Source organism: Carboxylicivirga sediminis (assembly GCF_018156225.1).
In the GTDB taxonomy this organism is placed as follows: Bacteria; Bacteroidota; Bacteroidia; order Bacteroidales; family Marinilabiliaceae; genus Carboxylicivirga; species Carboxylicivirga sediminis.
Genome location: NZ_JAGTAR010000027.1, coordinates 23,974 through 50,375, shown reverse-complemented (window position 1 = coordinate 50,375; position 26,402 = coordinate 23,974). Strand labels below are relative to the sequence as shown.

General features: G+C 43.0%; 24 protein-coding genes. 10 read left to right on the top strand and 14 right to left on the bottom strand.

Going from position 1 to position 26,402, the window contains the following annotated elements; genetic code table 11:
- Positions 1 to 52: 52 nt before the first annotated feature.
- Positions 53 to 598: a hypothetical protein gene (locus KDU71_RS16350; RefSeq protein ID WP_212192168.1), complete on the top strand. Its 546-nt coding sequence runs from the start codon at positions 53 to 55 to the stop codon at positions 596 to 598.
- 165 nt (positions 599 to 763) lie between these two features.
- Here KDU71_RS16350 and KDU71_RS16345 read toward each other — a convergent pair whose 3' ends face one another.
- The 7 genes from KDU71_RS16345 to metG form a co-directional block, all read right to left on the bottom strand.
- Entirely contained in the window at positions 764 to 2,206 is a 1,443-nt protein-coding gene (locus tag KDU71_RS16345) for a leucine-rich repeat domain-containing protein (protein WP_212192167.1), read from the bottom strand.
- Between the two features lie 307 nt (positions 2,207 to 2,513).
- Complete coding sequence (gene scpA, locus KDU71_RS16340; RefSeq protein ID WP_212192166.1) at positions 2,514 to 4,670, bottom strand: methylmalonyl-CoA mutase; 2,157 nt, start codon at positions 4,668 to 4,670, stop codon at positions 2,514 to 2,516.
- A 36-nt stretch (positions 4,671 to 4,706) separates the two neighbouring features.
- The gene (locus tag KDU71_RS16335) at positions 4,707 to 5,078 is read right to left on the bottom strand and encodes a four helix bundle protein (protein ID WP_212192165.1); all 372 of its coding nucleotides are present in this window, start codon (positions 5,076 to 5,078) and stop codon (positions 4,707 to 4,709) included.
- A 52-nt stretch (positions 5,079 to 5,130) separates the two neighbouring features.
- The gene (gene mutA, locus KDU71_RS16330; RefSeq protein ID WP_212192164.1) at positions 5,131 to 7,002 is read right to left on the bottom strand and encodes a methylmalonyl-CoA mutase small subunit; all 1,872 of its coding nucleotides are present in this window, start codon (positions 7,000 to 7,002) and stop codon (positions 5,131 to 5,133) included.
- 198 nt (positions 7,003 to 7,200) lie between these two features.
- A complete protein-coding gene (locus KDU71_RS16325; protein WP_212192163.1) occupies positions 7,201 to 7,650 on the bottom strand; it encodes a DMT family transporter in 450 nt (149 codons plus the stop codon).
- 283 nt (positions 7,651 to 7,933) lie between these two features.
- Positions 7,934 to 8,677: a hypothetical protein gene (locus KDU71_RS16320; RefSeq protein ID WP_212192162.1), complete on the bottom strand. Its 744-nt coding sequence runs from the start codon at positions 8,675 to 8,677 to the stop codon at positions 7,934 to 7,936.
- Between the two features lie 150 nt (positions 8,678 to 8,827).
- Positions 8,828 to 10,870 (bottom strand): methionine--tRNA ligase, encoded by a 2,043-nt coding sequence (gene metG / locus KDU71_RS16315; protein WP_212192161.1) that lies wholly within the window; start codon positions 10,868 to 10,870, stop codon positions 8,828 to 8,830.
- 190 nt (positions 10,871 to 11,060) lie between these two features.
- On the opposite strand from metG, the gene KDU71_RS16310 reads away from it, so the two are divergent.
- The 6 genes from KDU71_RS16310 (at position 11,061) to KDU71_RS16285 (ending at position 14,956) form a co-directional block, all read left to right on the top strand.
- The gene (locus tag KDU71_RS16310; RefSeq protein WP_212192160.1) at positions 11,061 to 11,963 is read left to right on the top strand and encodes a S66 peptidase family protein; all 903 of its coding nucleotides are present in this window, start codon (positions 11,061 to 11,063) and stop codon (positions 11,961 to 11,963) included.
- 3 nt (positions 11,964 to 11,966) lie between these two features.
- On the top strand, positions 11,967 to 12,329 hold the full coding sequence (locus tag KDU71_RS16305; protein WP_212192159.1) for a YraN family protein: 363 nt from the start codon (positions 11,967 to 11,969) through the stop codon (positions 12,327 to 12,329).
- 129 nt (positions 12,330 to 12,458) lie between these two features.
- Complete coding sequence (locus KDU71_RS16300) at positions 12,459 to 12,809, top strand: MmcQ/YjbR family DNA-binding protein (protein ID WP_212192158.1); 351 nt, start codon at positions 12,459 to 12,461, stop codon at positions 12,807 to 12,809.
- Positions 12,810 to 12,965: 156 nt separating this feature from the next.
- The gene (locus KDU71_RS16295; protein ID WP_212192157.1) at positions 12,966 to 13,547 is read left to right on the top strand and encodes a DUF502 domain-containing protein; all 582 of its coding nucleotides are present in this window, start codon (positions 12,966 to 12,968) and stop codon (positions 13,545 to 13,547) included.
- Position 13,548: 1 nt separating this feature from the next.
- Positions 13,549 to 13,989 (top strand): septal ring lytic transglycosylase RlpA family protein, encoded by a 441-nt coding sequence (locus tag KDU71_RS16290; RefSeq protein WP_212192156.1) that lies wholly within the window; start codon positions 13,549 to 13,551, stop codon positions 13,987 to 13,989.
- Positions 13,990 to 14,080: 91 nt separating this feature from the next.
- Positions 14,081 to 14,956, top strand: a complete 876-nt coding sequence (locus KDU71_RS16285; protein ID WP_212192155.1) for a hypothetical protein — start codon at positions 14,081 to 14,083, stop codon at positions 14,954 to 14,956.
- Between the two features lie 92 nt (positions 14,957 to 15,048).
- Here KDU71_RS16285 and KDU71_RS16280 read toward each other — a convergent pair whose 3' ends face one another.
- The 4 genes from KDU71_RS16280 to KDU71_RS16265 form a co-directional block, all read right to left on the bottom strand.
- Positions 15,049 to 15,612 (bottom strand): hypothetical protein, encoded by a 564-nt coding sequence (locus KDU71_RS16280; RefSeq protein WP_212192154.1) that lies wholly within the window; start codon positions 15,610 to 15,612, stop codon positions 15,049 to 15,051.
- 102 nt (positions 15,613 to 15,714) lie between these two features.
- Complete coding sequence (locus KDU71_RS16275) at positions 15,715 to 16,101, bottom strand: HU family DNA-binding protein (protein WP_212192153.1); 387 nt, start codon at positions 16,099 to 16,101, stop codon at positions 15,715 to 15,717.
- A 693-nt stretch (positions 16,102 to 16,794) separates the two neighbouring features.
- The gene (locus KDU71_RS16270) at positions 16,795 to 18,246 is read right to left on the bottom strand and encodes a DUF5723 family protein (protein ID WP_212192152.1); all 1,452 of its coding nucleotides are present in this window, start codon (positions 18,244 to 18,246) and stop codon (positions 16,795 to 16,797) included.
- The gene (locus KDU71_RS16265) at positions 18,247 to 18,912 is read right to left on the bottom strand and encodes a hypothetical protein (RefSeq protein ID WP_212192151.1); all 666 of its coding nucleotides are present in this window, start codon (positions 18,910 to 18,912) and stop codon (positions 18,247 to 18,249) included.
- A 177-nt stretch (positions 18,913 to 19,089) separates the two neighbouring features.
- On the opposite strand from KDU71_RS16265, the gene KDU71_RS16260 reads away from it, so the two are divergent.
- Positions 19,090 to 21,072, top strand: coding sequence for a thioredoxin domain-containing protein (locus KDU71_RS16260; RefSeq protein ID WP_212192150.1), 1,983 nt, complete (start codon positions 19,090 to 19,092; stop codon positions 21,070 to 21,072).
- Between the two features lie 90 nt (positions 21,073 to 21,162).
- Here KDU71_RS16260 and KDU71_RS16255 read toward each other — a convergent pair whose 3' ends face one another.
- The 3 genes from KDU71_RS16255 to KDU71_RS16245 form a co-directional block, all read right to left on the bottom strand.
- Positions 21,163 to 22,623 carry a M56 family metallopeptidase gene (locus KDU71_RS16255; RefSeq protein ID WP_212192149.1) on the bottom strand — a complete coding sequence of 487 codons (1,461 nt, stop codon included), beginning with the start codon at positions 22,621 to 22,623 and terminating at the stop codon, positions 21,163 to 21,165.
- A 6-nt stretch (positions 22,624 to 22,629) separates the two neighbouring features.
- A complete protein-coding gene (locus tag KDU71_RS16250) occupies positions 22,630 to 23,001 on the bottom strand; it encodes a BlaI/MecI/CopY family transcriptional regulator (protein ID WP_212192148.1) in 372 nt (123 codons plus the stop codon).
- An 86-nt stretch (positions 23,002 to 23,087) separates the two neighbouring features.
- The gene (locus KDU71_RS16245) at positions 23,088 to 23,639 is read right to left on the bottom strand and encodes a flavodoxin family protein (protein ID WP_212192147.1); all 552 of its coding nucleotides are present in this window, start codon (positions 23,637 to 23,639) and stop codon (positions 23,088 to 23,090) included.
- 137 nt (positions 23,640 to 23,776) lie between these two features.
- Between KDU71_RS16245 and KDU71_RS16240 the strand changes: the two genes are divergently transcribed.
- Complete coding sequence (locus tag KDU71_RS16240) at positions 23,777 to 24,691, top strand: porin family protein (protein WP_212192146.1); 915 nt, start codon at positions 23,777 to 23,779, stop codon at positions 24,689 to 24,691.
- A 13-nt stretch (positions 24,692 to 24,704) separates the two neighbouring features.
- On the top strand, positions 24,705 to 26,252 hold the full coding sequence (locus tag KDU71_RS16235) for a WG repeat-containing protein (RefSeq protein WP_212192145.1): 1,548 nt from the start codon (positions 24,705 to 24,707) through the stop codon (positions 26,250 to 26,252).
- The last annotated feature ends 150 nt before the right edge of the window (positions 26,253 to 26,402 follow it).

The following is a 26,402-nucleotide window of genomic DNA, read 5'->3' as shown; positions in this document are numbered from 1 at the left end:
TAGGGTAGACAACCATCCATTACCTTTGCAGCTATTATACATTTTTGGACGGATGAAGAAACTAATATTAATAGCTCTGCTTTTTGGCACGGCATGGGTCGCTAACGCACAGGTGTTTGGATCGCCACAAATGGTGGGTAAAGGCAAAGGGAACTTTGGCATGATGCCCACCCTGTTGGTAACTAATGGCAACGATCAGCTGATGCTGTTTATGAACGGCGGTTTTGGTATTGCACAGGGCATTGATTTAGGCATGAAGCTGGGCGTATTGGGCAACAGCAACTTTGTTGGTATGGACCTGCAGTTTAGTAAAAGTAAAAACTTTTCATTTGCAGCCGGTATCCATTCCTTCAATGATGTGGCACTCGACCTAACGGGTTTGCTATCGTTTAATGTGGGCAAAGGGGCGCGCCTGTCCACCGGCCTGGATGCCGATATTGTATTTGCCAACACCACCCGCATGCCGGTATGGATTCCTATCAACCTGGAAATATGGATTAAAGAGAACATGACCTTTATGCTCGAAGCCGATATCGACACCAAGCTGTTTAGCAACAGTTACCACCTAATCTCGGTGGGTGTTCAGGTGTATTTTTAATAAAAAACTATTAAGGACAATCATATATTGAGTGAGCCAATGCGTTTTCTATTGGCTTACAACAGAAAACGACTGATTATATAATCATTTGTTCTCCTTTATATAAGCTAGAAATAAAAAGCCACCCCTAAAATGAGATGGCTTCAGAATGACGTATTGATTGAATTACATTTTCACTTTACAGTCAGGCAATAGCTTCGCCAATTTATCCAACTCACTTTGAGGAAGTGGATTACCTTTCAGAATAATTGTCTTCAATTCCTTACAGGCACCAATTTCATCGGGGATAAGCTGAATACGATTCTTTGACAGATCCAAACGCTTCAGATTAACCAACTGGCCAATTTCAACCGGGATACTCTCAATGTCCTGGTTCTTAAAGTAAATTTGGTTCAACTGGGTCAGATCGCACACCTCTACCGGAAACTCGCCCAGCTTGTTAAATGACATATACATCAGCATATAGCCCTGAGTTGATGTATGAGTTACCATGGACTCATATGGGTTTAATTCTCCCGACTCAACCGCTTTATCGTGCGCATCTTTAGCTGCAGCGTATTCGTTCATTTGCTGCTTTGACGCATAGGCACTATAGTCGTTTTTAAATTCTTCATAAGCAGCCATTCCGCGGTTGGTCACTTCCACCTGACGTGCTGACAAATCCACTTCAGTATCTTTATTTAAAAGGTAGTATCCATTTTGCTCATTGCAACGATCGCGCAGTACTTCCCATTTCATGGTGCGATTACTGGACATGCCCGAATACATATTCAGTGCCTTATTAACCTGCACAATGGCATCGTTATACTGTTGAAGATAGGCATAAGCCAAAGCCATATTGGCCCGTAAAGTAGCCGCCACTTTTTTATTGATGCGTGATTTACGATCATTCAGATTCGTCTGCTCCAATTCCTTTTCCCAGGCAGCAATGGCCGTCTCCAGTTTAGCTTTCGCCTCTGCATGCTGATAATCGGCATTTATCAGCCTATAAGCCTCTGCAGCCTCTTGGGCTACCGCTTGTAAGGCATCGTAATTATGCTCTTTACTGGTTTTAGGATAGAATACCTCTACTTCTTCATCAACATAGCGAAACATCACGGCCTTATCAACAAAATCCTGCGCCTTGGCCTGCACATTAGCAAACTCATCCTCTGCCACTATTTCTTTGTAAGTATCTGCCTGCTTTTTCCAAACATCTACCAGTATGGCTTCCAGAAAATAACAATCGTCTTTACCAAACATGGTGCTTGAATTACCAGCTTCCGAAGTTTTTTTGCTTAACAACACCATACCGGTATTGTCAGTGATACGCAAAATACCTGATGGCGTTTGGTGCTTTACCTCGTAGTAATAATTCTCAATGACTTTGGCATCTTTAATGCTCGCCCCTTTGGCCTTACAAAGATTGGCCCCTTTGTGCACGGTTTTGTCACCCAATGAGATGTCTGAGTGAGCCACTTCAGCCTTAATCTGGTTCCAGTCGATATCTTTTACCGGAATTCGTGGATATGTTAAATAAGATGTTTCGGCTTTAAATTCATCAATCCTCTGTGCCGTAGCTGAAAGACAGAATAGTCCCAGCATCATTCCCAACGCTATTTTTTTCATTTATACGATTTTTAAAGAGCTAGCCGGCTTAACATCTATCCTTTCCCTAAGGATAAAAGCTCCCCTATTCCAACTAACTCTTTCAGGTTATAGGCTGTTTTACTGGCATCTACCGGAATAGTTACGAAAGGGAAGAAAAATCAACATTAAAGTATAGGTAAATACTATGGTTCAATTGTTTAAAAGCATCTGAAAGAGACAAAATAATTAAAGATAACCTGGCAATAAATACAAGAAAAGCCACCCCAAAACGAGGTGGCTTTTTAATATTTGCAACACAATGCAAAGCACCGTGCAATATTTCTAATTACTCAGCATGCTGCTCAATCAGCATGTTCAAGATGTCTGAACCTGCTTTAGCAACTGAAGTACCAGGACCGAAGATAGCCACAGCACCTGCATCGTAAAGGAATTGGTAATCCTGAGCTGGAATAACACCTCCACAGATTACTAAGATATCCTCACGACCCAATTTCTTAAGCTCTTCAATAATTTGAGGAACTAAGGTCTTGTGACCAGCAGCCAATGAAGACACACCCACCACGTGAACGTCGTTTTCAACAGCTTGCTTAGCCGCTTCGGCTGGCGTCTGGAACAATGGTCCCATATCCACGTCGAAACCGATATCAGCATAACCGGTTGCTACTACTTTAGCTCCGCGGTCGTGACCATCCTGACCCATTTTAGCGATCATGATACGTGGCTGACGACCTTCTTTCTCAGCAAATTGTTTTGCTAATGACTGTGCTTTTGCAAACTCTTTATCGTCTGCTGCTTCTGCGCTGTACACTCCTGAAATTGATCTGATTACTGCGTTATATCTACCTACGATTTTTTCGCAAGCATCAGAAATCTCACCTAACGAAGCACGCTTCTGAGCTGCATCAACAGCTAAGGCCAACAAGTTACCTTCGCCAGTTTCAACCGCTTTAGTGATAGCAGCCAAAGCAGCCTGTACTTCTTCTTCGTTACGGTTAGCACGTAGCTTAGCTAAGCGCTCAATCTGTGACTTACGAACTTCAGCGTTATCGATATCCAAAATATCGATTGGGTCTTCTTTCTCCAAACGGTACTTGTTAGTACCCACGATTGTCTGAGTCTTTGCATCGATTTTAGCCTGTGTACGAGCAGCAGCCTCTTCGATACGCATTTTAGGAATACCTGACTCAATTGCTTTAGCCATACCACCTAATGACTCAATTTCCTGGATGTGTGCCCAGGCTTTGTCAACCAACTCATTAGTCAATGACTCTACATAGTAAGAACCTGCCCATGGGTCGATAGCCTTACAGATTTGAGTTTCATCCTGGATGAAAATCTGCGTATTACGAGCAATACGTGCAGAGAAATCGGTTGGTAATGCAATTGCCTCATCCAATGCGTTAGTGTGTAACGACTGTGTGTGACCAAGGGCAGCACCCATCGCCTCAATACAAGTACGACCAACGTTGTTGAAAGGATCCTGCTCAGTTAATGACCATCCTGAAGTTTGTGAGTGCGTACGTAACGCTAAGGACTTAGGATTTTTAGGATTGAACTGCTTCACGATTTTAGCCCACAACATACGAGCTGCACGCATCTTGGCAATCTCCATGAAGTGGTTCATACCAATGGCCCAGAAGAATGATAAACGAGGCGCAAATGCATCGATATCCAAACCAGCATCAACACCGGCACGTAAGTACTCTAAACCATCAGCCAAAGTATATGCTAACTCAATATCAGCGGTAGCACCTGCTTCTTGCATGTGGTAACCCGAAATAGAGATTGAGTTAAACTTAGGCATCTTCTGTGAAGTAAATTCAAAGATGTCGGCAATCACCTTCATCGAGAATTGTGGTGGGTAGATGTAGGTGTTACGCACCATGAATTCCTTCAAAATGTCGTTCTGGATAGTACCAGCCATCTCTTCCAACTTAACGCCTTGCTCTAAACCAGCTACGATGTAGAAAGCCATTACCGGCAATACAGCACCGTTCATAGTCATCGATACAGACATTTTATCCAATGGAATACCATCGAACAATACGTTCATATCAAGGATAGAATCGATAGCCACACCTGCTTTACCTACGTCACCTACTACACGCTCGTGATCCGAGTCGTAGCCACGGTGTGTAGCCAAGTCAAATGCTACCGATAAACCTTTCTGACCAGCAGCCAGGTTACGACGGTAGAATGCGTTTGACTCCTCTGCAGTAGAGAAACCTGCATACTGACGAACTGTCCAAGGACGCATCGCGTACATCATTGAGTAAGGTCCGCGTAAATATGGAGGTAAACCGGCCGCATAGTTCAAATGCTCCATGCCCTCTAAATCGTCCTTACCATAAACTGGTTTCACAGGGATTTGCTCTGGTGTCACCCAGTCTTTTTTCACCCCGTGCTTTTGTTCCCAAGCCTTAGCATCAGTCGTTCCGCAAGGCTTGTTTTTGATATCTATGTTATTAAATTTTGGTCGCATAATTTTTAGATTGTTAGATGTTTAGACAATAGACGATTAGATACTATCTGCCAGAATTTTACTGTCAAATGAAGAAATCATCTTTTGAACTTCATCAATTTTAAATAGATATTCATCTAATTTAGATTCTGAGATAAACGAAAGATCACATGAAACATATAATTGTGTTTCCAGCTCCAATGATGAACTGTACGCAATTTCAAGAAAACGACTAAATTCCTTACTCGTTTTTCTGCCTGAACCTTCTGCAATATTTGAAGGGATTGACACAGAAGCACGTCTCATTTGACTAACCAATCCGTATATTTCGGATTGAGGATATTCAGAGGTAAGCTGATAGATCTCCTTTACAAGAGCCCTACCCTTCTTCCAAATCTGCAATTCCTTAAAGTTATGCTTCCTATTCATTACAATTATACTCTCAATAAGTCTTTTGTCTAAAAGTCTATAGTCTCAAAGTCTATTTCTCTAGAACCATCTCGTTAAACCCTTGCAATGTCTCCAACACGTTAGAACGAACATTGATAAAGTTTGTGATGCCTTTGGCTTTTAGTTCATCAGCACATGCAGGAGCACCAGCAATTACCAATGGTGTATCACCTAGTAATTCGAAAGCTTTAGGAGCTGCTTCTGTGTACTCATCATCAGAGCTACAAAGTACAACGATGTCGGCATTAGCTGCTTTGGCTGCTTCAACACCCTCTTCAACAGTTTTGAAACCAAGGTTATCCTGAATTTCGTATCCGGCACATCCAAAGAAGTTACCAGAGAACTGTGAGCGAGCTAAGCGCATAGCTAAGTTACCGTAAGTCAACATAAATACTTTTGGACGCTTAGCTGCTTTTTCTGTAGCTAAACGCAACTCTTCAAAGTCTTGTGCACCGCGGAACAATGAGATTGGCTCAACATCGTTTCCTGTTTCGCAACAAGCGCATGACTTAACTAATTTGCTGGCATCAATGTTACCAGAGATGATTTCGCCTGTATTAGGGAACTGGTTAGTACCCAATAGATTTTCGCGACGAGTAGCTACTGCCTTACGACGTTTGTCAGCTGTTTCTTTTACAAGACCTTGAATAAAGCCTTCTTTCATAGCTGCCAGGTAACCACCTTTTTCTTCAACCTCAACAAACAAAGCCCACGCTTGCTCAGCGATGCTGTTAGTTAGGTTTTCGATATAATATGAACCCGCTGACGGGTCAACAATCTTCTCGAAGTGAGATTCTTCTTTCAACAGTAACTGCTGGTTACGTGCTACGCGCTCAGATAACTCAGTAGTTTCTTTGTAAAGTGCGTCGAATGGAATAACAGTTAATGACTGTGTTCCACCAATAGAAGCCGACATAGCCTCAGTTTGCGTACGAAGCATGTTTACGTTTGGATCGAAGATAGTCTTGTTCCACTCAGAAGTTTCGCTGTGTACATGCATTTTGCATACTTCAACACCAGTTGGCTTGTAAGCTTCAACAATCTTAGCCCATAACAGACGACCTGCACGTAGCTTAGCAATTTCCATGAAGTAGTTACCGCTGATACCGAAGTTGAACTTCATGTTAGCTGCTGCTTCATTGATAGAAAGTCCACGCTCAGTTAGCTGCGACAGGTACTCGTTACCCATAGCCAAACCGAACGCCAACTCCTGCACGATAGAAGCACCTGCGTTGTTAAAGTGACGAGCATTTACTGCAAGCGTTTTGAACTGTGGGAAGTTTTTAGCTACCTCAGCCACTTCTTTCACACGGTCTAATGCTTTCTCGATATCGCAACAAGCTTTTCCATTGATGGTTAAATCACCAATCGGGTCGAAGTTAATTGAACCTTTAACTTCAGCCTGGTTGCGGTTCATCTTGTCAAGAACTGCTACAACTGCCTCGATTAACTCCTTGTTGCCGCAGCAAGCGTTGAAGTTAATTTCCACATCGTCAGAAATGATGTTTTTCAATAAAGCCTCAACGTTAGCTTCTGTAATAAGCGCTTTGTCTTCAATTACGAAACCAATACTGTCAACACCTTTAGTTAAAACAGTCAACGCTTTTTCGTTAGCTGCTTTCACATCTTTCACCAAAATGTCCTGACGAACAAACCATTTGTTGGTTTTCGCGTTATTACCTCTTACATAAGGGAACTCGCCAGGTTGGCTTTCCAGGTAGTTAATTGATTCAAGGTCTTCAGAACGATAGAAAGGCTGTACGTTGAACCCTTCGTTGGTTCTCCATACCAGCTTTTTCTCAAAGTCTGCTCCTTTAAGATCTGCCGTGATTTTATCCATCCACTCTTGAGTAGAAACTGGTGGAAAATCACTAAATAACAGTTGTTTTGTTTTATCTGCCATAATGTAACTGTTTGTTTTTTTCCAAGGCGCAAAAATAAACCTTTTGTTGATATTAGAACTAATTTTTAACTGTTTTTAATGGTGTTATAGAGCATGATTATCAATAACATATGCAAGTATCTTCATACTTTCGATAGGTCTCATATCGCTCCAACTTATACTTAATCAGTCAGTTATTAACGCTAAATTTCTTTAATTCTAAAACCGCTGAATTAAAAACACGCCGATAATTAAAAGAATAATTCCGGCAATTCGTCCGGGTGAGATGGCATGTACCGTAATGTTGAAAAAACCATAATGGTCAATTATAGAGGCTACAATCATTTGACCACCAATGGACGCACCCAACATGGTTGCCACACCAATTTTAGGGATAAGAATAATGGCTGAACTCACATAAACGGCACCCATCACACCGCCAATAAACAAGTATAACGGGATGGCTTTAAGAGTTTCTTTTGCCGGCAGTTCGGTTTTAGCAAATACATTAATGGCCAGCAAAATAATTGTTCCTACGAAGAAATTAACGAAAGCCGCCTGTAACGGATTCCTCAATAAACCTCCCAATTGCGAATTGATACTGCCTTGAACAGCCAAAAGGCCACCAATTAACAAGGCAATGCCCGTTAGAATATACTTTAAATACATATAAAATCCAGGTCGATTAGTTTAGTTGCTTCAACTAAAATTTGGCTGCAATTTACGGTAAAAAGTGCGGAAAGGAAATGAAAAAAAGCCTTAAGATGACTCTTAAGGCTTTAGGTTAGTTTTTTGTATTCGATTAGTTCAGGTTGAACACATTTACATTGTTTTCATCAAAGTAATAAAGGAAATTGGCCGCATTATCCAATTCGAAAATTACTTTACGGTTGTTGCCAAAAAAGACTGTCCCACTTTACGAAGGACAGTCGTTATAAAATTTTAGAGTCAATTATAGTTCGTTGTACATATGTATGTGCTCTGTTAGGTCACGCCACTTAGGACTATCGCCATATTCTTCAACCAACACTTTGCAATCAGACCAAAAAGCCTCAAACTGCTTCTGATAATCCTTTTTTGTAAGTTTATAGGCTGCTATATCACTTTGTTTCATTATATAATACGACTTAGCAATTCCCCCAACAACATTAATTCCGCCAACTCCCAATGAGGTTGTCTCCTTAGCCTTAGGATCATGATATACCTTAACTTTTAATGAGAAGGTTGGATTTAAAAGCTGAACCAAGAGCTTTTCTGTTTTCTTTTTGATTTTCACGTCAGCCTGCTCGAAATACACATATCCCTGGTTAATCAAGTCCTGGTCAATTCTTTGATCATTCCATTTCTTTGCGTCATACAAAACATCAACAGCATTAGTTACCTTATCAAGTCCACTTGGAGGTAAATACATATGCTTAATTGCTGCTGGCTTAAGCTTATGTTTTTTGCCCAGCCCATCTTTAATTTTTACAAATTCTATCAATCCTTTTTCACGATCAATATCCTGAATGTTACCTTTAATTTCAGTTCCATCTTCAAGAGTTACATAAGCAAGCTTCTTATGTGAAAATGTAAATGATGGGGATAATAGTAAAGGTCCTTTTTGTTCATCTTGTGTCGTCTGAACTTCTTGAGCCTCTTGAGCTAACATGGTCATGCTAATTGCCAGCATGCAAAATAGTGCAAGTTTTTTCATTGTTTAGATTATAATAGATTAATATACAGACTACTTATTCGAAATAACAAAATAATAGTTTCAATAATAACTGTTTTTTTATCAAAAAATTAAACAAAAAAAGGTCCTGAATATTCAGGACCTTTTCATTTATAGTATTTTAGATCGTCTCTATCTTACCTCCGAACCAGGCTTAACAGCATTGGCTGGTGATACAAACTCCAATTTGCCATTTGCATCTTCGGCCATCAATATCATACCTTGCGACTCAATACCACGAATACTGCGTGGTGCTAAATTGACAAGGATACTCACCTGCTTACCAATGATGTCTTCGGGTTTAAAGAACTCTGCAATACCAGATACAACAGTGCGTTGATCAATGCCGGTATCAACTTTTAATTGAAGTAGCTTTTTCGTTTTGGCCACTTTCTCAGCTTCTAAAATGGTTCCTACACGGATATCCATCTTCACAAAGTCATCAAACTCAATATTCTCTTTGGCTGGAGCCGCTGTCTTATTAGCCGCTTCATTAGCTTCTTTTGTTTGTTGCAGCTTATCCAGCTGTATCTGAATGGTTTCGTCTTCAATCTTTTCGAACAACAACTCCGGTTTATTCACCTGGTGACCTGCCGAAAGGAAATCAATCTTACCACAGTCCACCCAGGTTAAACCACCCAGGTTCAGCATGCTTTGCATCTTTTGAGCAGTAAATGGCAGGAATGGTTCTATCAGAATAGACACATTGGCAGTAATTTGTAAAGCAATATTCATAATCGTCTTCACGCGCTCTGCATCTGTCTTAATCAGTTTCCAAGGCTCAGTATCAGCCAAGTATTTGTTACCTAGGCGGGCTAAGTTAATCGCTTCCTTAACAGCTTCACGGAATTTGAAGTTATCCAGCGCATCTTCTACCTTTTTAACCAGCACAGGAATCTCGTTCAAGGTTTCCTTATCATAGTCAGTCAGTTCGCATTGCGCAGGCACAACCCCATCATAATATTTATGTGTCAATACTATGGCACGGTTGACAAAGTTACCCAATATGGCAACCAACTCGTTGTTATTACGTGCCTGAAAATCTTTCCAGGTAAAATCGTTATCCTTTGTTTCAGGCGCATTGGCTGTGAGCGTATAGCGCAACACGTCCTGCTTATCTTTAAAATCAACCAGGTATTCGTGCAACCAAACGGCCCAGTTACGAGAAGTCGAAATCTTATCACCTTCCAGATTCAGGAATTCATTGGCCGGTACGTTCTCAGGTAGAATGTAGCTGCCTTCTGCTTTCAACATCGATGGAAACACAATACAGTGAAACACGATATTATCTTTACCAATAAAATGAAGCATGCGTGTATCCTCATCTTTCCAATACTTTTCCCATTCAGGCGTTAGTTCTTTGGTGGCTGAAATGTAACCGATAGGCGCATCGAACCAAACGTAAAGCACTTTGCCATCAGCGCCTTCAACAGGCACAGGCACTCCCCAATCCAAATCGCGACTTACGGCACGTGGCTGCAAACCTAGGTCAATCCACGATTTGCACTGTCCATAAACATTTGACTTCCACTCTTTATGGCCATCCAAAATCCACTCTTTCAAAAATGGTTCGTGTTTATCTAAAGGTAAATACCAGTGCTTGGTAGTTTTGATGACCGGCTTGCTACCTGACACAACTGATCGCGGATCAATCAGGTCAGTGGCGTTTAATGATGTACCACAGCTCTCGCACTGGTCACCATAGGCGCCTTCGCTCTTACAATGCGGACAAGTACCTGTAATGTAACGGTCGGCCAAGAACTGTTTAGCTTCTTCGTCGTAGTACTGCTCCGATTCTTTCTCAATAAACTCTCCTTTATCGTAAAGCGTGCGGAAGAATTCTGAAGCCGTTTCATAATGCGTTTTGCTGGTAGTGCGTGAATACACATCGAATGAAATACCGAATTTCTCAAAAGAATCTTTGATGATGCCATGAAACTTATCCACCACATCCTGCGGCGTAATACCTTCGTTTTTGGCCTTTAAAGTAATGGGTACACCATGCTCATCAGAGCCACCAATCAACACCACATCCTCCTTTTTAAGGCGCAGGTAACGCACGTAAATATCAGCCGGCACATACACACCCGCTAAGTGACCAATATGAACGGGCCCATTGGCATAAGGTAACGCAGTGGTTACCAATGTTCTTTTGAAATCTCCAGCTTGCTTCATTCTGCTTGAATTATTTTATGGTTGCTTACAACCTGCTATTCTACGGTTGAATTTAATGGCGCAAAGATATGCAAAGTAATTTATTATAGAAGTAAGATAAAAGACATAAGATTTAAGTATCAAGACACAAGACTATTTTCGTTTTAGAGATTATCTTGATACTTTTATCTTAAATCTTGATACTTCTGTTATGATATTCCCTAAGTCACTCGAAAAAGGTTCAACCATTGGCATCGTCGCACCAGCCGGTAAGGTAGATGCAGAGATCATTCGTTATGCCGAAAAGTGCCTGCACAAACGGGGCTATAAAGTGGTTATTGGCGAGCATGCTTATAATTCCTTTTACCAGTATGCCGGCAACGACGAACACCGTAAAGCCGACTTGCAGCACATGCTGAACAGTACTGATATCGATGCCATATTCTGCGCACGGGGAGGTTATGGCACCATCCGCATTATCGATCAAATTGATTTCACGCATTATCTTGAGCATCCAAAATGGGTGATAGGCTACAGTGACATTACGGTGCTGCATGCCGCCTTGCAGAACAAAGCAGGTGTGGCTTCTATCCATGGGCTGATGCCTAAAAACTTTCCGGATAAATCGGAGGATGAGGAAGATGTTGAGAACCTGTTTAAGCTGCTGCATGGTGAGCTGCCCGATTACCAGCTTAAACCACATCCGCTCAACAGAACGGGTGAAGCCAATGGCATACTGATAGGAGGTAACCTCTCTTTGATATATGCCTTACGTGCCACTGATTTGGATCCTGCTCCTCATGGTAAGATTCTGTTTATCGAAGACCTGTCGGAATACCTGTACCACCTCGACCGCATGATGCAAAACCTAAAGCTGAGCGGCTTTCTTAAAGAATTAAGCGGTATTATTGTTGGCGACTTTACCGATATGAAGGACAATGATGACCCATACGGCCAAACGGCTTATGAAATCATCAAAGAGGCTGTTGAAGAATACGATTATCCGGTAATGTTTGGATTTCCAGCCGGACACAATCACCTCAACCAGCCCCTGATATTGGGTAAGCGTGTGAATCTGAACGTCCAGAACTGCTCCTGCCAATTAAGCTTTTAACAGATGGCACAACACAACGAACTGGGCAAAACAGGGGAAGCCATAGCTGCTGACTACCTGGAAGAAAAAGGCTTTGACATACTGGAGCGCAACTGGCAATACAACCACAAAGAGCTGGACCTGATTGGCATGCACGACGACTACCTGGTGGTGATTGAGGTGAAAACACGAACCTCAGATGGCTGGGAAAATCCCAAAGAAGCCATTACCAATAGTAAGATTCGTTTTATTGTAGAAGCCACCGAAGCCTACATAAATGAAACTGGCATAGATAATGAAGTACGCTTTGATGTAGTCACGCTAATACCCAATGGTGAGGAGTGGGATATTGAACATATCGAAGAAGCTTTTCATCCTGGTTTGTGATCCAGCAAAAAAAATAACAACACAAAGACACGAAGACGCAAAGAAAGAAATCAAATTATTCCTCTGCGTCTCTGCGTCTCTGCGTTTAAATACTTATTCGTTATATTGCCAAAGCTAAATTAGTATCATATGAATATTGAAGAATTCAGAGACTACTGCCTGGCCAAACCGGCTGTGAGCGAAACATTCCCTTTTGATGAAGTCACGCTTGTATTTAAGGTCGCCGGTAAAATGTTTGCTCTAACAAGCCTGGACAAGGAGTTTAGCATGAACCTTAAGTGCGATCCGGAACGTGCCATTGAACTGCGCGAAGAATATCCGGCCATTCAACCGGGCTACCACATGAACAAAAAGCATTGGAACACCGTATATGCCGACGGCTCCATCAAAGATGACTTGCTTAGGGAACTTATAGACCATTCTTACGAATTGATTGTTAAAAGTCTGACGAAGAAAGTGAGAGAAGAGTATCATCTTTAGATAAAAGATTATAAACACAGAGATGCAAAGGTGCAGAGGTTTATATTTCTCACCAGTGCCTTTTGATTTTGTGGTAAAATTATTAGAAATCGACAGCAGAAGAATGAATTATTAATAACTCAGCGGCTCTGTGCCTCTGCGTTAAACACTCAAGAAATGAAAAAACTAGCCAAATTCTTTTTCCAGGGTTTATTATATGTAGTACCGTTGGCGGTTACGCTTTATGTCATTGTATTTGCCTTTATCTGGCTCGATGGTCTGCTGCGTGATCTGGAGGTATTTCAGCACGAACCCTATGCTCAGTTTAACTTCCCAGGTCTGGGTTTGCTGGTAATCATCCTGTGCATCACCTTCATTGGTTTTATTGGACAGATACTGATTACGGCTCCTATCGAGAATCGCTTTGAACGCGGCCTGAAGAAAGCTCCTTTGATTAAAGTGATTTACACCTCGGTGAAGGATTTATTATCAGCTTTTGTGGGTAAAGAGCGTAAGTTTGAGCGCCCTGTGCTGGTTACCCTGGATAAAGAAGGCATTATGGAACGGTTTGGCTTTATCACCGCATCCGACCTCAACGAACTGGGTATTAAAGACAAACTTGCTGTTTACCTGCCCAGCTCCTATGGTATTTTAGGAGAGCTATATGTTGTACCAAGTGAGAATGTAAAACCCATTGACGCCCATCCGGCCGATGTGATGAAATTTATTGTATCGGGTGGTGTGGCTAAAGTCAAATAAGATGCGTGCACTGCTTGTGTTACTGCTTTTGCTGGTTAGCCTGTGGAGCCAGGCACAAGCATTCTACCAAACCGGCAAAGCCTCCTACTATGCGAGTCATTTCGAAGGAAAGCTAACAGCCAGCGGCAAGGTCTTTTCCAATAGCGCCATGACAGCCGCCCATCGCACCCTGCCCTTTGGCACACAGCTGGTCGTCACCAACCTGGAGAATCAGAAAAGTGTGGTGGTTACCATCAGCGACCGGGGCCCTTTTATCAAAGGCCGCATCATTGATGTTAGCGAACGTGCTGCCCGCGAGCTAGATTTTTACCGCCAAGGCATTGCCAATGTCAGTATTGAATCGCTTCACCAACCACTACCTCCTGATTCCCTGCTGCAGCCAGTCCATCACCATCCCCGGCTTATCCTGCAAAAAATGGGTCATCAATTTATGCTGCATTAGGGCATTTCTCAGCCCTTTGCCAAGTTGCTGTATTTGTCAGGCACGGCTTTTGATTGTATCTTCGTCGCACAAACACCAAAACACGTTTATAATGAAGAAGGTATTATTCATACTATCCATTGCTATATTAGCGGCTTGCAATCCTACTGCTAAGTTACCCACTATTCTCTCAGAAGCGGATGCTGCTTTTAACCAGGCAGACTACACCAAAGCATATACTCTTTATGCTGAATATATCCAATTAGCCGCTAGCAACAATGTAGAGGTCAGTAAAGACCTCTTGATTAAACAGGCACAAAGCTGCGCCCAGATAGATAAAGCCGATGAGGCTACTGCCATTTATGACCAGCTATTGAAAGATGATTCTAATATTGGATTAGTGGCCGAATACTCACAACTTTTACAGCGCGAAGGCCGCACCGACCAGGAGTTAGCCCTGTGGCAATCGTATGCAGACAAAATCACTACCCCGGAATTGCTGAAGCTGAAAGCTGAACGTCAGGTGTTTCTGAATGCTGCCAACGAAAATAGTGAGGCAGTTGTTGCAGCCTATGAGAGCAAAGGAGAAGCCGTACTTTCGAAGGAAGCACAACTCACCTACATTAAAGCGCTGGAAGCAACCGGTAATGCAGGCAGAGCTGTTAAAACCTGCAATGAACTCATTAAAGAACAACCAGATTATGAAGCGGCCCTGGAATGGAAAGCCAGGTATTATTACAACAAAGCCGAAGACAGATATAAGTATGAAATGGCTAAGTACAATAAAAACAAAAATGCCACTACCTATGCTTACCTGCGTCGCGACCTTAAAAAGGTATCAGCTGATTTTCGTATTGCACGCGACACCTTTATCAGGCTGCGCCAGATGAATCCACAGGACCAATCCTATATCAGATACCTGAAAAACACCTACCTCAGGCTGGAACAAAAGGACGATGCAGCCAGAATGGATAAGCTGCTGAAGTAAGAAGATTTGTTATAACCAAAATATAAGGCTCGCATCTTGATGTACATTAAATCAATAAGGTGCGAGCCTTATTTGCATTTCACCACAAACAGTTATCGCCTGATTTGAAAATCAATGCTGACCATTACATAGCCCATAAAATGCTGGTTACTGCCATATTGAAAGGTCAGCGGCCTTATTTCATAACCTATCCGCTTTGACGGATTATAAACCCTTATCCCCAATGAAGCTGTACCACCAGCATAAAACTTATGATAGTACTCTGAGCCAGTATTAAATTCGCCATCGCCCAGCAATCCCCTGGTGTAATTGCCATAAGCTCCCGCCATAGCAAATAACGACAGGTGCTTACCTTGCAGCATATCGTAATACAGATGGCACCCAAAGCTGCCTGAGCGTATATACTGATCGCGTTTATCAGTCATCATTAGAGGTGTAAATCCTCCAAACAAGATGTTGGGATTGATTCGTAATCGCTCCTGACTATCAATCGCCTTTTGCCAGCCAATTGTGTAAACCAGCCCCAGCCCTGATTCTTGATACCCTTCGTTATACCCTAATCCTATGCCTGCCTTTAATGTTCCCTTTCTTTCAGCCACATTCTGCGCCAGGCAATACGAAGGTATTAACAGAAGAATCCACAATAAATATCTCATAGCTTTATCTGCTTTTCTGAATATGCATACGGCCTTTTGTTATAAGGCCCGCATCTTGAGTTAGATTATCTCAATAAGATGCGAGCCTTTTTTGTATCAAAATTATTTCACCAACTTAAAACTGGCGTGCTTTAGCTTCTTTTTAAAACGCACACCAGCTCTGAACTGCACCTTCAGATCCTTTATGGAACGCCAGGTCACTGCCTCTTCGGTTTCTTCGCTGTGGCTGCTCAGGTGCAGACTGATGATGCCCAAATCGCCCAAGTCCACCGACTTGTTATCCATCAAATACTCAGGAATGACATCGGCTAACCCAATTAAAACACTGTGTATATCCACCGGTGATAATATGCTATAGCTGGCAAGGCGCTCTGCTAAATCATACAAATCAATTTTACGTCGCTGGCACGAGCGCGCATAATACACCTCTTTCTCATTCCCGTTCTTATCCTTAACAATTTGCTTTACCTTCTTGTAATTAATCGTCATGTCTCAGTAGGTTTATGAATTTTTATAAGGACAGTTATTGTTTTGTCTTCTTATACTTTTTGATTTTAACCCGGGTCATATTACTTTTTTACCATAGTACAAATTAGTTTTAACCCGGGTTAAAGTCAAGAAACCTCATGAGGAAAATTCAAAAACCTGCTTACAAAAAAGCATAAACGTAGTGAGGAAAAGTCATGATGGTGCTTTGTAAAGAGATATAACTTGTGTTTTAAAAAATCTGTACCCATTCACCTTAGCGCACTATTCAATGACCTAAGGCATTTCCACCTTGGGGAGGACGGTTTATGGAGGTTAAAATACATGCGAATCAATAGTTGAACCCACTCCGGGGTTCTGTTATTAATATTAAATCCCTTCGTGATAAAAACTTTCATGATACAGGGAAACACCAACAGGTATGAAAGAAAACTTGCTAAGCATCTCACAGATGCTTAGCAAGTCGTTGCGACTTTCAGAAAAAATGTCCGTAGGACATTAACAATAATAGCCCCGTGCGAAGCGCGGGGTTATCAATATGGTGAGAAAACAACCCTGATATGGGTTGAAAGTGTATATTAAGCAATTTTTAACTATTGATTCGCATAATAAATTAATAATTAGGGGGATTGCCTTTTAGAAAAAAGAAGATTATCAACTTTGTGTAAAAAGTACAGATAAACTTAAAGCCAACCACTAGCGCCTATTCCGGCGGCCTTTCGCATACGGATCCTGGTAGCATGGCAGGGCGCTGATGCCCTTTTTGCTTTTTTGCACCTCATTGCGTGGTTCATCGCAGCGGGGTACAATGCTCAGCCCAAAACGCAGATTGAGGTTGCGTTGGTTCTCAAGCTTTAAAAAGCCAAGCAGGTTATCGCTCACCGCATGCAAGTGGAAAACACCCAGCTTAAGCCCCAGTCCGGCCCCAATATTCATATAGTCGCCATTGATAGCTGTGTATGACAAGGAGCCATTCAGCATTTTGTAGTTATAGGTGTTGGCCGACAAGGTAAATGCCGGCATGATGCGGTTACGATATATCCGGCTGTAGAATACCGCACCGGCATTCAGGTGGTTGGTGAAGTTGCGGGTGGCACCCAGGTACATTTCAGGCGTCAGGCGGGTGGTAAAGGTATTATTATCAGGTACGGGTAAGAACTGATGGCGCAGGCTGTCGCCCAGTTCTTGCGCATAATTGCCGTTGTTAAAATCGGTAGATGAATCGGTACCGGTAAACTCAAAAGTGCCGTCAGACACAAAACTATTTACATCAGTTTTCCAGCCTATCACACCCAGGTTTAGCAGGCTGCCCGATAGGGTTGTGCGCTCATCCAGCTCATAGATAAAACCAAAGTCGAACCCTATCCCCAGGTTTTTGGCATTCATCATGTACTGTCGCCAGTCAATATCATCCTGCAGGTCAATGCTGTTAACATATCCTTCATCATCCAGCTCCACCTCTATCGGAAATGAGGTATGCACTTTGGTATCCAAATCAATCAACAGATTAAAATTGGTGGCATTGGTCGCTAGTCCGCCCACCGTTTTGGGTGTATACATACTTCCTTTGCCAAATAGTAATCGGGCATGCATACCCAACTGTAATCGCTCTGATACCTTTCGGGCAATACCCAGCGCATAGTCGCGGTAGTGATAGCCACTCATACGAAGGCCATCCAACGAAGCTTCGCGCCCCACAAAACGCGTATTGCCATACCACAGCAGTTCGGCTGCCTCCCTGGGCATGGTATTAAAAGCCGTCACCTTCTCAGTTACCGAAAAGGTTATCCAGTTATTCTTTAACCAGAAGCCGGCATACAAAGGGGTGTAATGCGCAGTGGATGCCACTATCTCGGTGTTATCGAGCTGATTCACTACCTTATCAAAATTCACATAGCTGGAGTCAGTAGCAGCATCGTAGCGCAGGGCATCATTGACGGTAAACGCACTGTTGTTGTAATTACTGTGCAGCGATGCTAAAGCCGGCACCCCTACGATCCAATCGCATTGGTAGGTAACGGCCGGGTTCACAAAGTTGGCCTGCGGCACATCGTGCATCAGAAACAGGGTGAGGTTTTGTTGTGCCTTAGCCACATGAACAAAAGCCAGCAGCCCAAGAATAACAATATAGTAGGACAGCTGCTTCATTTAGTTATTGTTAATACTAAAATCCACCTGTGCCTGCACGCCTATGGCAGCATCCAGCTGATACGATGAAAAACTGTTGACTATGGCGTTGCTGAGCAGGATGTCTTTCACCACTCCTTCAGCAATCAATGCCCGGGCGTCCAGCAAAGCATCAATCTGTTCGTCGCTTAACGGCAGCTGATAAGGATATGGATCAGTACTGGCCGGCTGCACAATGGCGCCACTTTCATCAATCTGTGCCGCTTCCAGTTCAATGGGTGATGTAGTAAGCGTTATTATCTCCCCCAATGCATCAACCAGGTATAGCTCCACGGCCATGGCTGCGGGGTAGCGATTGACTATATCAAACTGCAGGAGCATCGACAGGATGTATTTTCGCTCCGAGATGGAGGCTTCCAAATCGAAATACATTATTTCCCTCTCCTCCCAACTCACCGGTTCCGAGTCAATGGGATCAGGCAAGTCAACCGGCAACTCATACACCTCATCGTACTGCGCCGTCAATTTGCCGAGCGGTACCGACAGGTTGGGCCGGTACTCCAGGTCATCCGACAGTTTATCGGTATCGATGCCGGTGCACCCGGCCAATACCATCAGGATGAGTAGCAATATCGTGTATCGTGAAATCATAGATTGGTCGATAAGCAGCACCAGACTGCACTTCATTATACTAACTTATTTATTACAAACTTATTGCCCCAACAGCCAAGCGATATCCTCTAAAGCGAGTGAACTTCGGATACGGCCATCTGTTGTTCTTAAATGACTAACAGGACTGCCATATCTGTACTCAATCTCATCGTGATAGTATGGAGCTGTTCGTTACCACAAAATAATACATCTATGCACACTAATCAATTAATACACGAAACCAGCCCCTATTTATTACAGCATGCCCATAATCCGGTTAATTGGTACCCCTGGGGCGATGAAGCATTACAGAAGGCCAAAGATGAAGACAAACTCCTGCTGATTAGTGTGGGCTATTCGGCCTGCCACTGGTGCCACGTCATGGAGCATGAATCGTTTGAGGATGAAGAGGTCGCCCAATTGATGAATGCGCATTTTATCTGTATTAAGGTGGATAGAGAAGAACGGCCTGATGTAGACCAGATTTATATGGAAGCCGTGCAGATGCTGACCGGCAGGGGCGGATGGCCTTTAAACTGTTTTGCACTGCCCGATGGCCGTCCGGTGTGGGGTGGCACCTATTTCCCTAAAGCTCAATGGATGGCTGTATTGCAGCAGCTGGCCGAACTAAATACCAATGGCAAAGACAAGCTGCTACAACAAGCCGAAGGCCTGACCAAAGGCATCCAACAGCTGGAGATACCTGTAGCAAACCATGATGTCACCCCCAACATTTACCAGGCGGTGCAAAAAAGCAGTACCCGCTTTGATGAACAGCATGGTGGCTTTGGAGGCGCTCCAAAATTCCCGATGCCGGTAGCACTAAAGCTGATTCATCAGACAGCCGTAATGGAAAAAGATGAGCAGTTGCTTTCTTTTGTACACCTCACATTTAATCGCATGGCATCAGGCGGCATATACGACCAGGCTGGTGGCGGCTTTGCCCGTTACTCGGTGGACGAGCGCTGGTTTGCGCCCCACTTTGAGAAGATGCTCTACGATAATGCGCAGCTGATTGCCCTGTATAGCCAGGCCTATAAAGCTTCGCATGATGAATTGTATAAACGAATAGTGCTGGAAAGCATTGCCTTTGTGAAACGCGAACTCACATCGCCCGAAGGTATCTTCTATTCGGCACTGGATGCCGACAGCGAGGGCGAAGAAGGCCTTTTTTATGTATGGGATTATTCTGAGTTGAAAACCCTCCTGGGCGATGATGAGCATTTCTTCCGCTATTTCAACATTACCGAAAATGGTAACTGGGAAAACGGTAACAATATATTGCATGGCGATGTAACCCGCGAAGCCTATGCCCGCCAGCATCAGCTGGACCCTAAAGCTTTTAACATACGCATTAACACCGCCCTGGAGAAACTCTTTAAAGCCCGAGCGCATCGTGTTCGACCCGGTTTGGATGATAAGGCCCTCACCTCGTGGAACGCGCTGATGATAACAAGTCTTTGTGAAGCCTACCAGGCTTTTGGAGAAGAGGCCTATCTGCAAATGGCTGAAAGCGCCATGAAATATTTGCTTGAGCAGGTGCACCAACCGGATGGCAGCTTGCTGCGTACCACCAAAAATGGCGTCAGTAAAATTACAGCCTTCCTCGATGATTATGCCTTTATGCTTGATGCGCTTATCAGTCTATACGAAGTAACTTTTAATGAGGCTTACCTGCATACAGCCCAAGAACTGGCGGACTATACCATTGGTGAGTTTTACAATGCCACTGCGCAGGTATTCTATTACACCGCCAAAAGTGGCGAACAATTGATTGCCCGCAAAACGGATGTGCAGGATAATGTTATCCCCTCGTCAGTTGGTGCTATGGCCAATAACCTGATACGACTGCACCAGCTCATTCACCTGCCGGAGTATGAAGCAATTGCCAAAGGGCTGATCGCCAGGATGACTAAAACAGCGGAAGAACACCCCACCTATTATGCACAGTGGGCATTGCTGGCCTATCTGCAGGATAAACGTCAGGAGCTGGTAATTGCAGGCAGTAAGGCAGCAGCCTACAGAAAAGAGCTACAGCAGCAGTTGCGGTCAGGCGGCATTTATGCCGGTTCAGTTGACGGAGTATCAAAACTAGCAGTACTACAGGACCGTTTTAAAGAAGGCGCAACGTTAATTTATAAGTGCCAAAATAAGACCTGTGAGTTACCGGTGGATAAGCCATCTGAACTTCGATAGCACCGTCCAGATGCCCAAGCACAAAAAAATAGACGTAATGCACATTGAGAAGTCTCTGCACATTACGTCCTTTACATTATAAATTGTTTGTTACTTGATTGGCGTTGCGGTCCCCTTTTCCGTTACAATCTGTTTTAGATTGAGAGAACCGTCTTCGTTGAAGCTCACTTCCCATCCTTTTTTCCTGTATTGCTCAATAACCTGGGCTTTCTGTTCTTCGGTCATATCCTCGTAAGCAACACCTTTCTTTTGAGTTGTCCCTGGTTGAAATTGATCATCGTTTAGAGCAAAATTAATTGGCACCGTAAAGCTCACATTAACCGCTTTCCCGCTTTGCTTACCAGGTTGCCATTCTGGCATTTCAGAAACTACACGCAGAGCCTCATCATCCAACACACTAAAACCACTTGTACGGGCAATTTTTGTATCTCTTACAGAACCGTCATCGGCAACAATAAATGTCACATAAACACGACCACTTACCCCGGCTTTTTTAGCTATTTCCGGGTATTTAACCGAAGTGGCAATGTAGTTGCGCAACGCTTCTTCTCCACCCGGGTACTCGGGCATCTCCTCCACCACAAAGAAAACCGGTCCAGAAACTGTTTTTAATTGTGCACTGGTGTTTTCTACAACTTCTTTTATTTCTATTGCCTCTTCAGTCATGGCAGGCTCCTCATCGCGCAGCTCGCAGGCAAATAGTACAGCCACCATCGTCATCGTAACAATGGCAAACACTGATTTAAGGCCCAATAACTTTTGAATATTATCTTTTTTCATCATGGTAAATCGTTTTTTAGTAAGCGACTGGTTGAAGTTATTAACCGGCAACAAGCGGGCACCCGTAGCCTGAAACAACAACAACTCCTTGTAACTTTTAGCTGAATAACCTTTATCGAGCACCTGCTTATCCGCCTGAAACTCGTGTAGCTCCTTTAGCATGCTGCGCAGGAACCACGCAAAGGGATTGAACCATTGAACAATTAGCAGTAATTCGAGTAAAAGCACATCCCAACTGTGCTTTAACCGAACATGTGTCAGCTCATGAATCATAATCTGCTCCAGCTCCTTTTCGGAGTAACGCGACTGATTCACAAACACCACATTAAAGAATGAGAATGGATTAAACTGACCGGGCAGGTCAGCCACTTTGTATCCATTGAAACTAACCAACTTCACTTTACCGGCTAATCCGCCCAATCGGACAAACCCATAAAGCAAGCGCAACAACAAACCGAGGCAACCAACCATATACAACCATTTAAAAGCTGATGATTGCGCCACAACAGGCACCACCGCTTCTTTCGTGTTTTGGGCATAAACCGTAATGGCTCCCAGTACATTACCTACATACACATTGCCTTCTGGCGTAATTGTGCGGTAAAAGCTGAATGTGAGCAATGGCACCACTGCTGCCGCCATAAGCGATAGCAGCAAGTAGAAGCGGTTAAATTTAAACCTTGGTTCATAGTGCAATACAAACCTGTAAAAGATTGTTAGCAAGCCCAAAATCAGCGACGATTCAAATAAGTAATTAACGATTAGGTTCATAATGTGTTAGTCTTCTTTATCCAAATCTTTTTTTACATCATTCAGTAATTCTTCCAGGTCATTTATGTCCATCTTGTCTTCTTTGGCAAAGAAAGACACCATATTTTTAAATGAATCCTGGAAATAATTAGACATAAAGCGCTTCATAAACACTTTCTTGTAACTCTCTTTAGACACAACTGGAAAATACACGTATCCTTTGCCCAACTTTTCATGGTCGACAAAGCCTTTATTCTCGAGAATGCGCACAATGGTAGATACGGTATTGTATGCCGGCTTGGGTTCCGGCATGAGGTCTATGATGCTTTTAACATTGGTTTTGCCCAGTTCCCATAGTTTCTGCATCACCTGTTCTTCTGCTTTGGTCAATTCCTTCATTCTATTCAACTAAATTGTTAGTTCAAATATATGGCTTAATTCTCAACTGCAAAAACTTTTCACTACTTTTTTAGTTGAAAGAGCTATTAAGCCATTTCTTCGGTCATAATTTTATCTACCAAATCACGAAGTTGATCATGATGTTGTTCATCATCACGCACATCATTTTCATCATAGGCCTGTATAGCCACCGTATCAATATAAATCATGCCCAAGGCCTTAAATATCCGTTGAAATTGCTCAATAGTCACATCACAATCTCCCATGCCTGAGCCTGCTGGCAATAACAGTGCGGCCCGCTTGCCATACAACTTTTTATTGGCAAAGTAAGGTCGGAACCGGTCAATGAGTAACTTAGTCTGTGCCGAAGGCCCGAACCAGTAAATCGGGGTTCCAAAAATTATGACATCAGCCCACTCAATGTTTTCATAAAGAACTGTCATATCATCTAATTGGGCGCAGGTCATGTCGTCCAGCTTACAAAGCCTGCAATCGAGACAGGGCTCTATTTTATGCTTGTACAAATGAAAGCTGCGACACTCAGCTCCTTTTTCAATCAATGAGGTGGATAAGATGGATGCCATGGTAGAGGTATTACCATTATAGCGCGGACTTCCGATGAATATAGCGACGTGCATAAGAATTTATTTAGAGGTATAAAATACAATATACTAATGTTTTATCACTTTAGCTATCGCAAGTCAACAATATCGCTGTAACAAATAAACCGCAACTGTCGTCCTACTTTTGATTAATGAATTAAACACAAATAACTATGAAGAAAGCACTCAAAATAGTATTGCTGGCAGCCTTTACCCTAGCTGTTCTTGGCAATACCAATGCCCAGGAAAAAGAAAAAAGCAAAAGTGTTGTCAGTGTAGAAGAAAAAAATGGCAAGAGCATTGTAAAAGCGCCAGGTGTTAAAGTGGAAGTCGATGAATTCAACGACACCATCACTAAAATAACCATTGGTAGTCGTCGCTTTGAAGTTATTGAGGACTATAATCGCTCACGTATTCGCATGGTGCGTGTACCACGCGAAAAATTTAAGGGCCATTGGGCAGGATGTGATATCGGCTTCAATGGCTACATGACATCCGATTTCTCAACAGATCTTCCCTCAGATGCCTTGTTTATGGATTTAAATGGCTCTAAATCGGTGACCTTCAGTATTAATTTCCTCCAGTATAACATTGGTCTTCAGCGCCACAAAAACAATTTTGGCATGGTACTAGGCGCCGGCTGGACGTTCTACAACTACCGCACCGACCAACCTTATACGTTTGAACGCGATACTGAAACCGGTCAAACAATAGGTGTACCTGTACCAGCTGAACGAAGTGTTGAAAAGAATAAGATAACGACATCATTTATTAATATTCCTCTGCTCTTCGAATACCAGTTTCCATCGTCCGAACCGTTTCATCGATTCTATATCTCGGCAGGCCCCTACTGCGGTTTTAAAATTGGAGGTCATACCAAGCTGGTATATAAAGAAAATGGCAACCGTACGAAAGACAAAGGGAAAGACGACATTAACCTGACACCCTTTCAATATGGTGCTATGGTAAGAGTGGGCTATCGCTTCATTAACCTATATGCAAGCTACAATTTCTCTACCTTCTACACCGAAAATCGTGGACCCGAATTATACCCATTTACCATTGGTTTATCATTAGTTCAATTCTAAAACAAGCTGTACTATGCTGAAGCAATTTGCTGCCATACTGTTAACGCTACTATTGACATCTCTTAGTCTGAGTGCCCAAACCATCACACCTGAGGTCGCCTCCATTTACGAGCGTCACTGGGAGATCGAATCCGGTATTTATCGGGTGATGAAAAACGGAAAGGTGGGCATCATCAAGGCAGGCGGTCAGATTATTGTGCCTTGCGAGTACAATCAGGTTTGGAACCTGGATGATGATGGCTTTTTCAGAGTGCTAAAATCAGGTAAAGCCGGCGTTTACCATATCAGCGGAGAGATAATTATCCCAGCCGAATACGATCAGGTATGGCCTTTTAGCGACGAATTGGCTAAAGTACTAAAACAAGGCAAGCTGGGTTACTTTAATAAGCAAGGCGAACAAATCATTCCGTGCCAATACCAGCAGATATGGGCTTTTGAAAATGGCAAAGCACGCGTACTCAAAAATGGTAAAGTGGGCTATATCGATAGCCTCGGAAATGAAATAATTCCTTGCGAATACCAGCAGATATGGGCCTTTGAAGATGGCAAGGCACGTGTGCTGAAAAATGGCAAGGTGGGTTATATTGATACCACCGGCAATGAAATAATCCCGCCCATCTATACGCACATATGGGCCTATGAAGATGGCAAGGCCAAAGCCCTGCTCGATGGTCAAATGATTTGGATTGATGAAATGGGACATCCGCTTGATTTACCGGCTCCTGAGAATGACTATAGTCGAAGCAATTCACAATCATCTGTGACTGAACGGAATGAAAAAGAAATCATCGTTGAAGACGAGGATGGCAATAAAACACACATTAAAGTTTTAGGCAGCGACATTGTTATCAATGAAAAAGGCAAAAATACTTATATCGAAATAGGTGGAAGAAACAGGGATAAATACCGGGAATACCATCGCCGATTTAAAGGCCATTACACAGGTGTTGAGTTTGGCTTTAACAATTATGTCACCTATAGTGGCAGCACCAATCTGCCAGCCGACGATTCATTTATGGAACTCAACAGTGGCCGTTCCAACAGTTTTGCCATTAATGCCCTGCAATGGAGCATTGGTCTGGATCGAAGGGGTAATATTGGTCTTGTAACTGGTCTGGGAATAGAATGGAACAACTATCACTTTTCGAATCCCATTATCCTGACCAAAGATGCCAATGGCAACATCAGCTTTGAGGATGCGGCTCGTCCACTGGATAAAAACAAACTGGTAACGACACACCTGAACGTGCCATTACTAATGGAGTTTCAAATACCGACCAACCACCGTCGTCAGCCTTTCTATATTTCAGCTGGTGGTATTGGTGGCATGCGCATCAACTCGTACAATCGCATTGTCTATGATGACAGCGAGGACCCACACAAACAAAAGAAAAAAGGCGCCTACAATCTGCAGAAGTTCAGGTATGGTGGCATGGTGCGCATCGGCTACAGGGCCATCAATCTATATGGCACCTATTATTTCTCTACATTATTTGAAGAAAACAAGGGGCCAGAACTGTATCCGGTTTCGGTAGGGTTATCAATCTACCTCGACATTTAATTTATCAACAAAGCATTTGAAGCCACCTCTTTCGGGTGGCTTTTTTATTGCCTGTTATTTTCTGCCAAGTAATCCTTACCATTCACATTGACAGGTCACAAGCCTTGATGTAATTTTGTATTTTCTTTTTTCTTCGATTTTAAACACCCT

Excerpts from the sequence above, each read along its gene's own strand:
- KDU71_RS16350 (WP_212192168.1), top strand. The coding sequence starts at position 53 with ATGAAGAAACTAATATTAATAGCTCTGCTTTTTGGCACGGCATGGGTC.
- KDU71_RS16345 (WP_212192167.1), bottom strand. The coding sequence starts at position 2,206 with ATGAAAAAAATAGCGTTGGGAATGATGCTGGGACTATTCTGTCTTTCA.
- scpA (WP_212192166.1), bottom strand. The coding sequence starts at position 4,670 with ATGCGACCAAAATTTAATAACATAGATATCAAAAACAAGCCTTGCGGA.
- KDU71_RS16335 (WP_212192165.1), bottom strand. The coding sequence starts at position 5,078 with ATGAATAGGAAGCATAACTTTAAGGAATTGCAGATTTGGAAGAAGGGT.
- mutA (WP_212192164.1), bottom strand. The coding sequence starts at position 7,002 with ATGGCAGATAAAACAAAACAACTGTTATTTAGTGATTTTCCACCAGTT.
- KDU71_RS16325 (WP_212192163.1), bottom strand. The coding sequence starts at position 7,650 with ATGTATTTAAAGTATATTCTAACGGGCATTGCCTTGTTAATTGGTGGC.
- KDU71_RS16320 (WP_212192162.1), bottom strand. The coding sequence starts at position 8,677 with ATGAAAAAACTTGCACTATTTTGCATGCTGGCAATTAGCATGACCATG.
- metG (WP_212192161.1), bottom strand. The coding sequence starts at position 10,870 with ATGAAGCAAGCTGGAGATTTCAAAAGAACATTGGTAACCACTGCGTTA.
- KDU71_RS16310 (WP_212192160.1), top strand. The coding sequence starts at position 11,061 with ATGATATTCCCTAAGTCACTCGAAAAAGGTTCAACCATTGGCATCGTC.
- KDU71_RS16305 (WP_212192159.1), top strand. The coding sequence starts at position 11,967 with ATGGCACAACACAACGAACTGGGCAAAACAGGGGAAGCCATAGCTGCT.
- KDU71_RS16300 (WP_212192158.1), top strand. The coding sequence starts at position 12,459 with ATGAATATTGAAGAATTCAGAGACTACTGCCTGGCCAAACCGGCTGTG.
- KDU71_RS16295 (WP_212192157.1), top strand. The coding sequence starts at position 12,966 with ATGAAAAAACTAGCCAAATTCTTTTTCCAGGGTTTATTATATGTAGTA.
- KDU71_RS16290 (WP_212192156.1), top strand. The coding sequence starts at position 13,549 with ATGCGTGCACTGCTTGTGTTACTGCTTTTGCTGGTTAGCCTGTGGAGC.
- KDU71_RS16285 (WP_212192155.1), top strand. The coding sequence starts at position 14,081 with ATGAAGAAGGTATTATTCATACTATCCATTGCTATATTAGCGGCTTGC.
- KDU71_RS16280 (WP_212192154.1), bottom strand. The coding sequence starts at position 15,612 with ATGAGATATTTATTGTGGATTCTTCTGTTAATACCTTCGTATTGCCTG.
- KDU71_RS16275 (WP_212192153.1), bottom strand. The coding sequence starts at position 16,101 with ATGACGATTAATTACAAGAAGGTAAAGCAAATTGTTAAGGATAAGAAC.
- KDU71_RS16270 (WP_212192152.1), bottom strand. The coding sequence starts at position 18,246 with ATGAAGCAGCTGTCCTACTATATTGTTATTCTTGGGCTGCTGGCTTTT.
- KDU71_RS16265 (WP_212192151.1), bottom strand. The coding sequence starts at position 18,912 with ATGAAGTGCAGTCTGGTGCTGCTTATCGACCAATCTATGATTTCACGA.
- KDU71_RS16260 (WP_212192150.1), top strand. The coding sequence starts at position 19,090 with ATGCACACTAATCAATTAATACACGAAACCAGCCCCTATTTATTACAG.
- KDU71_RS16255 (WP_212192149.1), bottom strand. The coding sequence starts at position 22,623 with ATGAACCTAATCGTTAATTACTTATTTGAATCGTCGCTGATTTTGGGC.
- KDU71_RS16250 (WP_212192148.1), bottom strand. The coding sequence starts at position 23,001 with ATGAAGGAATTGACCAAAGCAGAAGAACAGGTGATGCAGAAACTATGG.
- KDU71_RS16245 (WP_212192147.1), bottom strand. The coding sequence starts at position 23,639 with ATGCACGTCGCTATATTCATCGGAAGTCCGCGCTATAATGGTAATACC.
- KDU71_RS16240 (WP_212192146.1), top strand. The coding sequence starts at position 23,777 with ATGAAGAAAGCACTCAAAATAGTATTGCTGGCAGCCTTTACCCTAGCT.
- KDU71_RS16235 (WP_212192145.1), top strand. The coding sequence starts at position 24,705 with ATGCTGAAGCAATTTGCTGCCATACTGTTAACGCTACTATTGACATCT.